General features: G+C 59.4%; 11 protein-coding genes and 3 pseudogenes. 4 read left to right on the top strand and 10 right to left on the bottom strand.

What is annotated here, in order from left to right:
• Positions 1-33 precede the first annotated feature (33 nt).
• The gene (gene soxR, locus K290_RS0112175) at positions 34-468 is read right to left on the bottom strand and encodes a redox-sensitive transcriptional activator SoxR (protein WP_028752187.1); all 435 of its coding nucleotides are present in this window, start codon (positions 466-468) and stop codon (positions 34-36) included.
• Between the two features lie 86 nt (positions 469-554).
• Here soxR and K290_RS0112170 point away from each other — a divergent pair, with 86 nt between their 5' ends.
• Both K290_RS0112170 and K290_RS34110 read left to right on the top strand, forming a co-directional pair.
• Positions 555-1,277 (top strand): SDR family NAD(P)-dependent oxidoreductase, encoded by a 723-nt coding sequence (locus K290_RS0112170; RefSeq protein WP_028752186.1) that lies wholly within the window; start codon positions 555-557, stop codon positions 1,275-1,277.
• Complete coding sequence (locus K290_RS34110) at positions 1,274-2,338, top strand: S-adenosylmethionine:tRNA ribosyltransferase-isomerase (protein WP_051264024.1); 1,065 nt, start codon at positions 1,274-1,276, stop codon at positions 2,336-2,338. The genes K290_RS0112170 and K290_RS34110 overlap by 4 nt, the downstream gene beginning before the upstream one ends.
• A 51-nt stretch (positions 2,339-2,389) precedes the next feature.
• Here the strand turns inward: K290_RS34110 and K290_RS0112160 are convergent, their stop codons facing one another.
• The 5 genes and pseudogenes from K290_RS0112160 to K290_RS0112140 form a co-directional block, all read right to left on the bottom strand.
• Positions 2,390-3,841: a CYTH and CHAD domain-containing protein gene (locus tag K290_RS0112160; RefSeq protein WP_028752185.1), complete on the bottom strand. Its 1,452-nt coding sequence runs from the start codon at positions 3,839-3,841 to the stop codon at positions 2,390-2,392.
• Positions 3,842-3,969: 128 nt separating this feature from the next.
• Positions 3,970-5,315, bottom strand: a pseudogene (locus K290_RS34105) (NAD(P)/FAD-dependent oxidoreductase).
• A gap of 1 nt (position 5,316) precedes the next feature.
• Positions 5,317-6,204: a dihydrodipicolinate synthase family protein gene (locus K290_RS0112150; RefSeq protein WP_028752184.1), complete on the bottom strand. Its 888-nt coding sequence runs from the start codon at positions 6,202-6,204 to the stop codon at positions 5,317-5,319.
• Between the two features lie 155 nt (positions 6,205-6,359).
• Positions 6,360-7,445, bottom strand: a complete 1,086-nt coding sequence (locus K290_RS0112145) for an FAD-binding oxidoreductase (RefSeq protein ID WP_051264022.1) — start codon at positions 7,443-7,445, stop codon at positions 6,360-6,362.
• Complete coding sequence (locus tag K290_RS0112140) at positions 7,435-8,688, bottom strand: aromatic ring-hydroxylating oxygenase subunit alpha (protein WP_028752182.1); 1,254 nt, start codon at positions 8,686-8,688, stop codon at positions 7,435-7,437. Before K290_RS0112140 ends, K290_RS0112145 begins: the two co-directional genes overlap by 11 nt.
• A gap of 140 nt (positions 8,689-8,828) precedes the next feature.
• Here K290_RS0112140 and K290_RS0112135 point away from each other — a divergent pair, with 140 nt between their 5' ends.
• Positions 8,829-9,725, top strand: coding sequence for a LysR substrate-binding domain-containing protein (locus K290_RS0112135; RefSeq protein WP_028752181.1), 897 nt, complete (start codon positions 8,829-8,831; stop codon positions 9,723-9,725).
• 339 nt (positions 9,726-10,064) lie between these two features.
• On the opposite strand, the gene K290_RS0112130 is transcribed toward K290_RS0112135, so the two are convergent.
• The 4 genes and pseudogenes from K290_RS0112130 to K290_RS0112115 form a co-directional block, all read right to left on the bottom strand.
• Positions 10,065-11,141 (bottom strand): quaternary amine ABC transporter ATP-binding protein, encoded by a 1,077-nt coding sequence (locus K290_RS0112130; protein WP_028752180.1) that lies wholly within the window; start codon positions 11,139-11,141, stop codon positions 10,065-10,067.
• On the bottom strand, positions 11,134-12,021 hold the full coding sequence (locus tag K290_RS0112125; RefSeq protein ID WP_028752179.1) for an ABC transporter permease: 888 nt from the start codon (positions 12,019-12,021) through the stop codon (positions 11,134-11,136). The genes K290_RS0112130 and K290_RS0112125 overlap by 8 nt, the downstream gene beginning before the upstream one ends.
• A 96-nt stretch (positions 12,022-12,117) precedes the next feature.
• A pseudogene (locus K290_RS37250) lies at positions 12,118-12,408 on the bottom strand (glycine betaine ABC transporter substrate-binding protein); the annotation flags it as partial.
• An 80-nt stretch (positions 12,409-12,488) separates the two neighbouring features.
• Positions 12,489-12,982, bottom strand: a pseudogene (locus K290_RS0112115) (Lrp/AsnC family transcriptional regulator).
• 184 nt (positions 12,983-13,166) lie between these two features.
• On the opposite strand from K290_RS0112115, the gene K290_RS0112110 reads away from it, so the two are divergent.
• Positions 13,167-13,343, top strand: a complete 177-nt coding sequence (locus K290_RS0112110; RefSeq protein WP_154668584.1) for a hypothetical protein — start codon at positions 13,167-13,169, stop codon at positions 13,341-13,343.
• Positions 13,344-13,360 lie beyond the last annotated feature (17 nt).

Below are 13,360 nucleotides of genomic sequence, written 5' to 3'. Positions count from 1 at the left end.
ACGGATTGAAGACCCTAGGATCGTACCGCCTGTTCACCCAAGCCAATACCTCGGTCCTGGCCCCTTGCGACCTGCCACGTCGGCAGGGTTCGCCAGATTACACCGGTCGATCGACAGGCAGCCGCAACCGATGCACTCGGTAAGCCCCGACCGCAGGCGCTGCAATTCGGCTATGCGTTCATCGATGCGCTTTGCCCATGCGCCCGACAGTTGCGACCAATCCCGACGCGACGGCACGCGATCGGCGGGCAGCTTAGCAAGCTCGGCGCCGATCTCCTCAAGCGTGAGGCCGATCCGCTGCGCAAAGGCGATGAAGGCGATCCGGCGCAAGACGGACCGGTGATAGCGCCTATGCCCCGAGCCGGCGCGCTCGGATGCGATCAGCCCGCGCTCCTCATAGAAACGCAGGGCTGATGAGGCAATGCCGCTTCGGCGCGACACGTCGGTGATGGTCAGCATCGGATCCATGCAAAAATAAAAGCACGATTCCCGCTTGACTTCAAGTTAACTTGAACTTGTAGCAATTGCTCGTACCCATTGAAGGAGCACCGGCAATGCATACGAATATCGATTTTCAGGGACTTCGGGTGGCGGTCACGGGCGGCACGTCCGGACTTGGACTGGCGCTTGTGCGGCAGCTTGCGGTGAAGGGCGCGCGTGTTGCCTTCGTCGCTCGCACGGCCGCGAATGTCGAACGTGTCGCAGACGAGACGGGCGCGCATGGCATCGTCGCCGACGTCGGCAAGAAGGACGACATCTATCCCATCGCGATGCAGGTCACCGCCAATCTCGGCGGGGTCGACGTCCTGATCAACAATGCATCCAGCCTCGGTCCTGTCCCTCTGGCCCTTCTGGCCGATACCGAGTGCGAGGCGTTGGAGGCGGCGCTTTCGGTCAACCTCGTCGGCGCGTTCCGGCTGACCAAAGCCCTGTTTGGCGCGCTCGCCGCGTCGGCCCGCGAGGGCTGCGGCGCGCTGGTGATCAACATCTCCAGCGATGCAGCGGTCAACGCGTATTCCGGCTGGGGCGCCTACGGTGCAAGCAAGGCCGCTCTCGCCCATCTTACGGCGATTTGGGACGAGGAGGCGAAGCCCGCCGGCATAAGGCTGCTTGCGCTCGACCCCGGTGATATGGACACCCCGCTCCACGCACTGGCGCTTCCCGACGCCGATCCATCGACCTTGAAGGCCCCAGAGCACGCCGCTGCGGAGATCATCGAGAAGATGCTCGACGCGTTGCCAATCCGTGCAGGCCTCGTGGCTGGGAGACAAGCATGATTGCCGCCGACCGTTCCGACCACTACTCCGCCAAGCTGTTGGTCGTCGAGGCTGATGGCACGATGCGCCACCTGCCGCGCAGCAGTCTCGCGGCGCTGTTCAATCCCGGCGATCTGGTTGTCGCCAATGACGCCGCGACCTTGCCTGCCAGCCTGCGAGGCACGCATATCGCGAGCGGCGAGGCGATCGAGATCCGCCTGGCAGGCTGGTTATCACTTTCCGATCCCACCCGCTTCCTGGCGATCGCCTTCGGCGCGGGCGACTATCGGACACGCACGGAAGACCGGCTGCCTCCGCCTGCGCTGGCAATGGGCGATCGTCTCCGGCTCGGTCCGCTCGAAGCGGGGGTTGAACGCCTCCTCGACCATCCCCGGCTTGTTGAACTGCGCTTCCTCGGCAACCGCGCGGCAATGTTTGCGGGACTGGCGCAGCACGGCCGGCCGATCCAATATGCGCACGTTCCCGAGCCGTTGGCGCTGTGGGGTGTTTGGACGAAAATTGCTGCTCGGCCGTTCGCATTCGAAGCGCCGTCCGCGGGCTTCGCGCTGGACTGGAACACCCTTCAGGTCTGGCGCCGGCGCGACATCGGGTTCGCAACACTCACGCATGCAGCGGGCGTTTCTTCCACCGGCGATCCCGCGCTTGACTCGCGCCTTCCCTTCGATGAGCCCTATCTCATTCCCGAGCGCACGGCGGCACAGGTCATGCTGGCGAAGCTCCGCGGCAGCCGCATCATCGCGATCGGCACGAGCGTCGTGCGCGCGCTTGAGGCAGCCGCCAATCCCGATGGCAGCGTTCGTGTTGGCAATAGCATTGCGACGGGGCGCATTGCGCAGGACACGCCGCTCCGCGTCGGCGATACGATTCTTACGGGCGTCCATCAGCCCGGCGAAAGCCATTTCGAGCTCCTGCGCGCCTTCGCCGACGATACCTTGCTCGCTAGGGCCTCCGCAGCCCTTGCCGCAGGCGGCTATCGCACGCATGAATTCGGAGATTCGGTATTGTATAATTTGCCAACTGCCGCCGCGGCCGGCGAAAGAAAGCCCGAGAGATCGCCATGATCCTCGCAGCGCGCCCAGGCTCAAAAGCACGCCCCTGTTATGTAGACAAGTTCATCGCCAGAACCGTTTCGCGTCTAGCACGTCGTCAAGCGAAACCTGCGAATCGTCTATCGAAGCATCCTTGTCCGTATGAGAGAGAACGCTATCGGAGGCTGGATGGTCGGTCAGACCATGCTTGCTCAGAACGTTAGGCCCGGTTGCAAGATCGTTCAGCGATCCAAGATGGTCCTGAAGCTTCTCCATTGCGCCGATAAAACGTCGATGGCGGCGGACGCCGCGCTTGTCATCGAACAGTGATTCGAAGAACTCGGCCGCGTAGCGCAGCTTCTTTGCGTCCTTGCGCGCCTCATGGCGTTGGTGATCGTCGACTTTGGCGAGCACCTGCCCGTGTTTCTTAAGCTTCTTGCGCATCCGGTCGAGCGCCATTTCGGCAAACTCCGACGCCTGCAGGCCCCGAACGTCCTCAGTCTCCGGAAGCGAAAGGTATTCGCCGCATCGAAGCCACTCGTTAAAGTCCAGCATGAGCGCGCGGGCACGACTGGAGTTCAATCCCTCAACCGCCTCATCGTAAGCCGCCTCTCGGGCATCCTTCAGCCGTCCTCGCAAGTCGGGATCCGTCGCCTTTGCCAGCAGCACATCCAGATTGCGGGCTTCTCCAAGAACTCCGGTCAGCCAGCGGAACTCGTCTTTCAGCCGTTGCGGCTCGTCGCCCGGAAGCATTCGCTTGAACAGCGAGAAGTCGGAGCGCAGGCGACGCAGCCCTACGCGGGCCTGGTGCAGCGCTTCGGCATTTCTCTGTCGCAGCAGAACGTCCTCGTTCAAACGAAAGTGCCGGAAGCAGGAAGCGGCAATTGTTTGAAACGCATCGGATGCATGCATATTCTGATCGAGGTGGATAGGCTCCGCCTTGAACACGGACTTCTGCTGTTCGATCAGCGCGAAGCCCCTTTCAGCCTTGGAGCGAACGCCAAAACGAATGGGAGCGACCGCTTCGATCTTGCGCGCAAATACGAACAGGTCTCTCTGATTGCCATCCTTCAGCTCAAGCTCGGCTTCTCGCACGGCGCTGTTCCGGTCGCCGGAAACAACCGATCCCTGGTCGATGACCACCTCGATCCGGGAACCATTTTCCTCGACGGTCCAAACGCGCCGCTCGATTTCCACGTTGAAGGCGGGCGACACGGCAAGTTCCTCACCGAACTCGGTTTTCAGCGGACTGGAATCGTCGACGACCGGCTTGTCCCCTTCGATGGGCGTCTCCCATTCCGATCGGGCAAAAAGAGACTGGCTTTGGCCCACCGCTTTCACCGTCTGAACATGGACATCGCCGGTTCGACGGACGCGAAGGGTGAATCCCTTCTGAAGCAGCTTGTGGTCGCCGGTGTCGAAATAGGTTGAAGTCTGTTTCAGCACCTTGTCAGGGTTGGTGAGGGGGTTGAACCCTAGCAGCCGTCTTGCGGCTTTGGTTGAAAGTTCAAGCTTCAGTTCGATTTCGGATGGCATCGAAGACCTCCGGCGCGTATTGAGAGCCCATAAGAACCCATAACGCGCTCAAGCGTCGATTGGTTCAGCGAAGTCCCTCCGTTACGAGCCATAATGATGTGCACCGAGGGCTTGATGAAATTCCCTTCCTATTCGGCGCCGGCGCTCCATTCTCGGTAGGCCAGGTGGAGCTTTGCTCCGATCGTGGTCAGAGGCTGTGGCGGCAAGGGCGCCGGAGCGGCGAGTTGACGGTAGACGCGGCCGAGTTCGGACTCATGCCCCAGAGCAAACTCTGCGGCAGCGATACCGGCCGCCGTGGAATTCGAGGCTCCAAGGCCGTTGCAGCCGCATGCTGCGAAGACGTCACGCTCGATTTCCCCGAAGGCCGGGACATGATTGCGCGTGAGCGCCATCGCGCCGCCCCATCGATACTGCATTCCGACGTCGCTTAACGCCGGGAAACGATGGGCAAACTTTTCGTCGTGCAGCCGTCCGGCTCTGCGAATCGCGGCATCGTTGACTTCGATGCCCGGGTTGTAGCTGTAGCGCGATCGCACCAGGATGCGGTCACCGCCAGAAGTGGTGATCCGTCGCACCGTCGTACCCATCGGCAGAGCCGGCGTGGCCGCCCATTTCCGTTCGCCACCCAATCGTGAGGGGTCGAACTCCTGGGTGAGCGATGCATAGGTGAAGACATGCAGCAGCCCCCCCGGAAGAACCCAAAGCTTTCCGCATGTCCATTGTTGGCCATGACGATTTTGGCCGCCTGCACCGATCCCTGCGGGGTCTTCACCAGCCAGCCTGTACCATAGCGTTCGAAGGAGAGGACGGGTGTGCGTTCGAATAGCGAGACCGGTTCCTTCAGGCAGTCGGCGACGCTGCGTATGTATGCGGCGGGTTGGACGATGACCGTGCCGGGCGTGAAGAGACCGGAGGTGAAGGCCTTAGATCCCGTAACAGCCTCGATCTCGCAGGTTTCGAGAAGCCGATGAACTTCGCCCATCTTGGAGAGCTGCCCGGAATAGGCTTCCAAGTGTTTGTCGCCGTCTGCGCTCATCGCCACGCTATAGCGTCCGCAGGGATCGAAAATCTCGTTGCCCCAACCGTTCTCCGCCGCCATCTCCGTAGCAAGGGCAATTGCAGAGCGCTGTATCAAGACGGATTGTCTGAACTTGGCTTCCGACTCGCCGCTGAAATCGTCGGAGGAAACCTCGTGAGGCAAATCGATGATGAAGCCCGAGTTCGCGCCGGCCGGTCCTTCGCCAACGATGCCAGCCTCAAGGACCGCTACAAGGGCGGTAGGGTCCAGTTGCGAAATGCGGCGCGCGGCGGAAAGCCCCGCAAAGCCGCCGCCGATGATCGCGATGTCGACAGTGACGGGCCCGTTCAAGGCAGGTCGTGGCATGCGTGGCGGGAGCGTTGCGACCCAGCCCGAGACGCCTGCGCGTTTCGGAAGCCTGGATGCCACATAGACATTTCTCGCGGTTTGGCTCACGTCAGATTGCTTCCCGCTCCATGAGCGCTTCGAGAGATTTACGCAGAAGCGGAACCTTCTCGGGGGCGAGCCCGCGGAGAGGCTTTCTCGGCACGCCCGCGCCATAGCCGGTCAGCTCGGCCGCGGCGTAGACGGACTGTACGTAGTCACCTTCCCAGATCAACCCCATGGCCGGCTCTAGAATCTTCCAGAGTTCGCGGACCTCGTCCCACTTGCGCTCCGACGCCGCCTTGACGAGCGCGACACAGGTTCGCGGAGCAAAGTTCGCACCGCCCCAGATCAAGCCGTCGCATCCCGCATAGAGTGCATAGGGAACGAGAGGGTCGGCGCCGTTCATCACGAAGCGTCCGGTGCGAATGAGCGCCGCCTGCTTCGCCAGATCTCCGCTGCTGTCTTTCACAGCGCAGAATCCAGGAATTTCGTTCAGCTTCTCCAGAAGTTCTGGCGTGATCGCGACGCCGACGGCCTGCGGTACGTTGTACCCGATGACGGGCAGACCCGCCTTCGCAACCTCGCTGTAAAAATCGAGGATTCCCTGATCGTCAGTCGGCCCTTCGAAGAACGGCGGAAGAACCATGACGCCTTCGGCGCCGGCATCGCGCGCGCGGGCGGTCCGCTCGACTACGTCCTCCACCATGAGCGCGGATGTCTGAGCAATCACCTTCGCCCGACCGTTGACGATACGGGCGCCGCGCTTGATGAGCTCCTCGGATTCCTGCTTGGAAAGATAGACATGCATTCCGGTGCCGGAGCTGAGCAAGAAGCTCCTGACGCCTGCTGCTAGGTAGCGCTCGACATTGTGTTCGAGCCTGCCGTAGTCGATGCGTCCGGCACCGTCGAACGGCGTGGCGATGGCAAGGTTGAGACCTGGAAACGGGAAATTAGACATTCTTGTTGTGTCCCACAATGTTAGGTTGCCGAAAAGGGCGAGCCATATGGTTTTGAGCTGAGCCTATCGACTCGGAAGTCGAGCAGAACGTCGGCTCCACTTCGAACGCTGACTTTCGCATGCGCTGCAAAGCTAGCGTGACCCGAGCGTCTAATCTACCGCTCGATAACGAGATCGCTCAAAGGCTTGGAGCAGCAGGGAAGAAACAGTCCCGCGTCGATCTCGCGCTGGCGGATACCGCCATTGTGTTTCATATCCACGGAGCCCGACACCAGCTTCGATTTGCAGGTGCCGCAGATACCGTTGGCGCAGGACGAGGGAATCCTTACGCCAGCTTTCTTCGCGCAGCTTAATACCGTCTGCTCGTCGGCCACCTCGATCTTGCGCGCCTGCGTCGAGAACTCGACCTGGTATATCTTTCCAACCGGTGCTTCCGGAACCGCGATCTCGTTCTCGTCGATCACCGCGGCGTCGAAGCTCTCCTCGATATAGCTCGACGGGGGCACTCCGAGGTCCGCTGCGATCGTGCGGGCTGCGGCCATGAATGGCGCGGGGCCGCAGCACATCACGGTCCGTTCGGCGAGATCAGGAACCGCGAGTTTCATGAATTCGGGGGAGATCCGGCCCGTCAGGCCGGACCAGGACGGTTCTCCGGCCACGGCCTCGGGAAGGAAATGCAGCCTGACGGTCTTCATCTTTGCGGCGAGGTTCGAAAGCTCTTCGCGAAAAATGAGATCCCGTGGGGAGCGGGCGGCGTGCATGAAGACGATGTCGATGGGACGGCATGTGTCGCCGAAGTCCCGGAGGATGGACATGACCGGGGTGATGCCCGAGCCGCCGGAGAGCAGCAGGAACTTGCTGGCCGCGTTCGGCCGAACGAAGTGCCCCAGCGGCCCCTGCGCCTTGACCGCCGTTCCGACGGCCATCTTGTCGTGAAGCCAATTTGAAACCCGACCGTTCGCGACTCGCTTCACCGTCACGGTGAAAGCGTTTGTCCGATGCGGCGAGGACGAGACGCTGTAACAGCGGCTTTCGGTGTCCGCACCGATTGCAAAGTCGAAAAGGAAGTACTGGCCTCCCTGGAAGGCGAAATGCTTGCCCTCAGGAGAGGCAAACGTGAAACTCTTTACGTCGTGCGTCTCCTGATGAACGTCTATGCAGACGAGGGTGTCGTCGCGCTCGATATCCCAGAACTCCGCTCTCTGCGGAGCCAATGAAGTCTGCATCGCTTTAGTATCCATGGGCGCGCATCCGCTCGATGTACCAGGTTGCGAATTTATCGAGGGTGGTCTCCGAGAAGCGCGAGTAGGGACCGGGAAGATAAGCCGGATCGAGCGCGCCCGCATGTGCCCTGGCAACGAGTTCTGAGTCCTGATCGGTCGTTGCGACCCAGACGTCGGTCAGCTTCTCAAGATCGTAGTCCACGCCCTCGACGGCATCCTTATGGACCAGCCACTTGGTGCGAACCAGCGTCTTCCCGGCCGAAAGCGGAATGACGATTGACACGATGGCATGGTCGCCCATGAAGTGGTTCCAGCTATTGTGACCCCAAAGATGAGTATCGCCGAGGTCTTTCCGCGTGATGCTGCCGAGCAGTTTCGATGACGCCGCCGTCGCATCGGGCGTCTGGGATTCACCGGCGCCGGCGATGATGAGGCGCTGGGTCCTGAAGTTCGTGGCGCAGCCCACGAGTTGTTCGACGGCGGCGGACGGAAAACCGTCTGCCTCCCAGCGTCTGGTGCGCTCGGCATAAAGTGCTTCGTGCTCCCGGGCCTCTTCCAAATCTTCAGGGCTCAACGCTTCTGGATCGAAGCCGAAGTCGAGATCGACGAAGGAGACGCACAGCTCCGGATGATTGGCGGAGCAGTGATAGCACTCGCGATTGTTTTCGATTGTGAGCTTCCAATTCCCATCCTCGATGACGTCCGTCTGGTGCGCCACTTTGGCATTGCGGATATCGTAGGGAGCGAGGCGCTCCGTCATGACCTGCTCGAGCCGGTCGATATCCTCGGGGGGATTATCGGAAAGGCAGGCGTAGATCAGTCCGCCGATCGACTTGAAGTTCACCGGGCGCAGGCTCTTGCAGCTCTTGTCGAAGTCGGCGCCCATGTGAGGCGCATATGTCAGTTCGCCGTCAAGCTCGTAAGTCCATTGATGATAGGGACAGACCAGCTTCGAAATCACCGTCGATCCTGCGTTCAGGATTCGGGAACCGCGGTGACGGCAGACGTTGTGGACGACGCGAATCTGGTTGTCGTCGTCGCGCAAGATGATCAGGCTGCTGTTCCCGATGTCGACAACCGTGGCATCGCCCGGCTCCGGCACGTCGCAGTCGAGGCCGACGCAGATCCAATGCTTTCTGAAAAAGACGTCGAGGTCAGCCTGGAAAACATCGTCTCTGATGTAGAGTCCAGCGGGAAGCGAATGACCGTCCGCTCGGCTGTCGAGCAGCGAGGAAATCGGCGAAGCGAATGTCTGTAGCATGAACTTACCTTATGGGTTGGATGCGCAATTCTTCGCCGAACTGGGTGACTCTTCAACGGCATAAATTTGCAGCTTTCACATAATCTATAGTAATGTGATGCCGGGCGCGGGAACGTCGCCATTGGAAGGATTGGGCGTCTATGAATATTCGCAGAAAGCTCCCGCCATTGGCGGCACTTACGGCCTTTGAGGCCGCGGCACGGGTCAGGAGCTTTACGAAAGCGGCCGCGGAACTGGGCGTGACGCAGGCCGCGGTCAGCCGGCAAATCCATCTGATGGAAGAAACTCTCGGATTTCCGCTTTTTCGGCGTCTGCACCGGAGCATCGAACTGACTGACAAAGGACAGGTGCTGTCGACTGCTGCGACGTCAGCATTCAATCTCATGGCCGACACGATCGCAGAACTGACGAGAGAGGAGGACGAGGGAGCATTATCGATCTCGGCAACGCTGGCGATCTCGCACTTCTGGCTGATGCCCAAGATCGCGTCCTTCTCCCGACTCTACCCTGACAGCCGGCTCAGGATCGTCTCCCAGGACAGTGCGGCGGGGCTTGGGGGAAGCGATTTTGCCATAAGATACGGAAATGGGGCGTGGCCGGATGGCAGGGCCGAATATCTCTTCGACGACGAATTGTTTCCGGTGTGCAGTCCGGAATACGCCGCGAAACTGGGCAGCGCTCCAACTCTGGAGGATATCGCACGGCAGCCGCTCATCAGCTACGACAGCCAGAATCCAAGCTGGATCGGCTGGGAAGAATGGCTCGCTGCCTTCTCGATCAAGCTGGCGAAGGCCCCCTCGGGACTGCGCACGAGTTTCTACACTGAAGCCGTGTATGCAGCACTGAGCGGCCAGGGAATTGCTCTGGGGTGGAAGCGGCTCCTGCAAAATCTCCTGGATACCAGGTCTCTGATCCGGCTGACGGAGCAGTCCATCGTCACAAGGGACGGATATTTTCTGATCGTGCCGCCAAGAAGCGCCAACAACACGAAGGCCTTGCAATTCATCGAATGGCTTAAGACGGAGGCTGCCGATTAGGGATGATCCCGTCTTTGCCTTCCGGTCTGCGCGGAAGGGCTCGGACGCGCACTCATCCTGATCCCTCGCGATCGGAGTGACGAACATCAATGTGAGGAATTCGGTATGCAGCGCCCATTTCAGGCGCCCGCCGCCGAAGCGGCCGATGCCATGTGTTGTGTCGTCGACACCTCCTCAAACTGCGTAAGATCATCGGAAAAAGGGCAGGGGACCCATCTTCGCCAATAACGGCAACGAGTGCGACGCCGGCATCGCACTCGAAATATAGCGAGGGCTGCGCGTGGAGTTCGTTATGAAGTTCCTCGCGCAGCGGATGCTCTAAGAGCAGGCACATCACACTCAAGAAGCAGTTGCAAGCGACGGACTGCCAGCGGGTGTGTCGTGTGAACTGACCAATGCGCGGGTGAGTTGCCGGAGGTTCACCGTTCCGATTGGCTCGCCTTTGTCACCAACCACGGTAACATCCTCATTCGGGCCTGACACGAGGGTTCGGACAGCGTCTTCGATGGTTGTGCGAGCCAAAACCGTTCTGCCGAGGGGCTGCGCGCCGGCTGGAGCGGGAGTCATAACCGCCTCCACGTGAACCACGCGGCCCCTGTTCACCTCTTTGACGAAATTCGCGACATAGTCGTCGGCCGGCCGCAGGACGATGTCCTGGCTCGTGCCTTGCTGTATGACTTGCCCGTCCCGCAGGATGGCGATCTGATCGCCGAGACGAAGCGCTTCATCGAGATCGTGGGTGATGAACACGATGGTTTTCTTGATCTCCTTCTGCAGATCCAGAAGAACCGTCTGCATGTCCATGCGGATCAGCGGATCGAGAGCCGAATATGCCTCATCCATCAGCAAGACCGGCGCGTCGTTGGAAAGTGCGCGCGCCAGGCCCACGCGCTGCTGCATGCCACCCGACAATTGATTTGGATATCTCTGCTCAAAGCCGTTGAGACCGACGCGTTCCAACCACTTCATAGCGGTATCGACACGTTTGGACCGGTCCATTCCCTGCACTTCGAGCCCGAACATCGTGTTGTCGAGCACATTGCGATGAGGAAGAAGCGCGAATTTCTGGAATACCATCGCGGTCTGATGTCTACGGAACTCGCGCAGTTCGCTCTCGCTCATCTTTACGACGTCGACACCGTCGACCAGGACTTCGCCGGCGGTCGGGTCGATCAGCCGGTTGACGTGCCGGATCAAGGTCGATTTTCCCGATCCCGAGAGGCCCATGATGACTTGAATGCAGCCCGATGGGATCTGGATGTTGATGTTGCGCAATCCGAGAACGTGACCGTGCTTCTCATTGAGCTCAGTTTTGCTCAGTCCCTTTTGGACGGCATCGATATATGCTTTGGGATTGGGGCCGAAGATCTTGTAGAGATGCCGGATCTCGATGCCGCCGAAGTGATGATCAGCCATGGACGGTCTCCCGATGCTTCTGGAGCCGCTTGCCGTAGGACTGACTGACTCGATCGAAGATGATGGCAATGCCGACAATGGCAAGGCCGTTGAAAATGCCCAGAGTGAAGTACTGGTTCGCAATTGCCTTGAGAACAGGCTGGCCCAATCCCTGAACGCCGATCATGGATGCAATCACGACCATGGCGAGCGCCATCATGATCGTCTGATTTATGCCGGCCATGATCGTGGGAAGCGCAAGCGGCAACTGCACCTTGAACAATTTTTGCGAATTCGAGGTGCCAAATGCATCCGCCGCCTCCAGCACATCCTTGTCCACCAGTCGAATGCCGAGATTGGTGAGCCGGATCATCGGCGGAATGGCGTAAATGACCACGGCAATGAGACCGGGAACCTTACCGATCCCGAGCAACATGACGACGGGGATGAGGTACACGAAACTCGGCATGGTTTGCATTACATCCAGAATAGGATTGACTATCTTCTGGACGCCGTCTGAACGCGCCATCAAAATGCCAATCGGGATACCGATGGCAATAGAGAGCACCGTGCACACGAAAATCATGGATATCGTATGCATGGTATCATCCCACATGTCGAAATAGCCGATCAGCAGGAGAGTGACGAGACAGCCCAAAACCACCTTCACGCTACGGCTGGCGAACCAGGCGATCGCGAGGATGATTGCGATAATAATCGGCCATGGCGTTTGTGTCATGAAACGATCGGCCGAGATCAGAAAATGCTGCAGTGGCGCAAACAAGCCTTCGATCGCATCGCCATAAGCGCGGGTGAACCCCCGAAAGCCATCATCGATCGCCTTTTTCAACGTGCGAAGAGCATCGTCGTCCATGTGCGGGAATTTGTAAAACCATTCCATTCTGTTCCCCTTTCCTCAAAGCAGGGCTGGCAAGTCTTTTGATTTTATCGCCCAGTGAGAAGCGGTGCACTATACGCGCACCGCGTGATTTTGCGATTACAACGAAGCTTCGATTTTCTTGGCCGCTTCCGGTGAAACCCACTTCGTCCAGATGTCCTTATTCTCTTTCAGGAAGTGCTTGGCGCCGTCTTCGCCGGCCTGGTTGTCGGTCATCCAGGCCATCAGTTTCTTGACGGTGTCATTGCTCCGGGAACGGTTCTTAAGGTATTTCAGGACGTCAGGGCCTGCTTTTTCCGAAAAGGATTTGACTACCAGCGTCACGACGTGATCGACCGGCCATGCATTCGGCTTCGGATCGGGGCAGTCGGCAACGGTATTGCAGCGCTTCCGGCCGCTGTGATCGCAGATGACCAAGGCAAGGGTGCTGCTATCACCGTAAGGTTCCGGCGACGGGACGTCCGGAACGGTCAAGTCAGGTTCGAAGCAAATTTGTCCAGCCTTCCTTGACCGTTTCCATCGCGACGTTCGTGGATGTGCTGGCAACATGGGGTAAAGTGGAAATCCGCTCTCCGAGGACGCGGCGATATCGCCCGATATCGCGCGTCCTGATCTTCAGCAAATAGTCGAACCGGCCAGCGATCATGTGGCATTCCTCGACTTCCCTGATCTTCTTCACGGCGTCGTTGAAGCTCTTGAGGGCATCCTCGCGCGTATTCGAAAGCTTCACCTCCACGAACGCGACGTGGTCGAGCTGCATCTTCGCCGGATTGAGCACCGCCTTGAACCCCTCGATGTACCCGTCATTGATGAGCCTCTTGAAGCGAAGCTGACACGGCGTCTTGGATAGGCCGACGCGGGCGGCCAGATCGGTGATCGACAGCCTGCCATCCTGAGCCAGTGCTTCGAGGATCTTCTTGTCGAATTGGTCTAAATCACTAAAGAGATCGGCTTCATTAGGCATAATGTCGGATCCGGTGGTCGATAATAAGTGCATATAACCTAGCAAGCGTTGTTTTCAAGTGAGAATGGCCCCGCTCTGTCGTGCTAGATATTTCAGCAGGATTGATGGAAGTGCCTTGGCCTCCACCTGCAACGCGACGGCATCTAAGTTTGGCTTCGAACAACACGATGATTTGAGGTTTCCGATGACACGTGAGACAATTCGCCAGCGTCAGGATATCGACCTGTCGGCAAACTATCGGCCTATCGCTCTCTCCGCTGTAAAAGCCGCAGTCAGCATGATGCCGACGAAGAACCAGGATGAGCCGAGGAAGGATTGTCTGAAGCATCTTCTTCTCCCGGAAAACCTGCCGGAACCATAAGCGCTGAAAGCCGTCGA

Origin of the sequence: Rhizobium leucaenae USDA 9039 (assembly GCF_000426285.1) — a bacterium.
Lineage (GTDB): Bacteria > Pseudomonadota > Alphaproteobacteria > Rhizobiales > Rhizobiaceae > Rhizobium > Rhizobium leucaenae.
This window is presented reverse-complemented; position numbering and strand designations above follow the sequence as displayed.

What these genes read in the sequence shown, in the direction of transcription:
- soxR (WP_028752187.1), bottom strand. Translation starts at nt 468, where the DNA reads ATGGATCCGATGCTGACCATCACCGACGTGTCGCGCCGAAGCGGCATT.
- K290_RS0112170 (WP_028752186.1), top strand. Translation starts at nt 555, where the DNA reads ATGCATACGAATATCGATTTTCAGGGACTTCGGGTGGCGGTCACGGGC.
- K290_RS34110 (WP_051264024.1), top strand. Translation starts at nt 1,274, where the DNA reads ATGATTGCCGCCGACCGTTCCGACCACTACTCCGCCAAGCTGTTGGTC.
- K290_RS0112160 (WP_028752185.1), bottom strand. Translation starts at nt 3,841, where the DNA reads ATGCCATCCGAAATCGAACTGAAGCTTGAACTTTCAACCAAAGCCGCA.
- K290_RS0112150 (WP_028752184.1), bottom strand. Translation starts at nt 6,204, where the DNA reads ATGTCTAATTTCCCGTTTCCAGGTCTCAACCTTGCCATCGCCACGCCG.
- K290_RS0112145 (WP_051264022.1), bottom strand. Translation starts at nt 7,445, where the DNA reads ATGGATACTAAAGCGATGCAGACTTCATTGGCTCCGCAGAGAGCGGAG.
- K290_RS0112140 (WP_028752182.1), bottom strand. Translation starts at nt 8,688, where the DNA reads ATGCTACAGACATTCGCTTCGCCGATTTCCTCGCTGCTCGACAGCCGA.
- K290_RS0112135 (WP_028752181.1), top strand. Translation starts at nt 8,829, where the DNA reads ATGAATATTCGCAGAAAGCTCCCGCCATTGGCGGCACTTACGGCCTTT.
- K290_RS0112130 (WP_028752180.1), bottom strand. Translation starts at nt 11,141, where the DNA reads ATGGCTGATCATCACTTCGGCGGCATCGAGATCCGGCATCTCTACAAG.
- K290_RS0112125 (WP_028752179.1), bottom strand. Translation starts at nt 12,021, where the DNA reads ATGGAATGGTTTTACAAATTCCCGCACATGGACGACGATGCTCTTCGC.
- K290_RS0112110 (WP_154668584.1), top strand. Translation starts at nt 13,167, where the DNA reads ATGACACGTGAGACAATTCGCCAGCGTCAGGATATCGACCTGTCGGCA.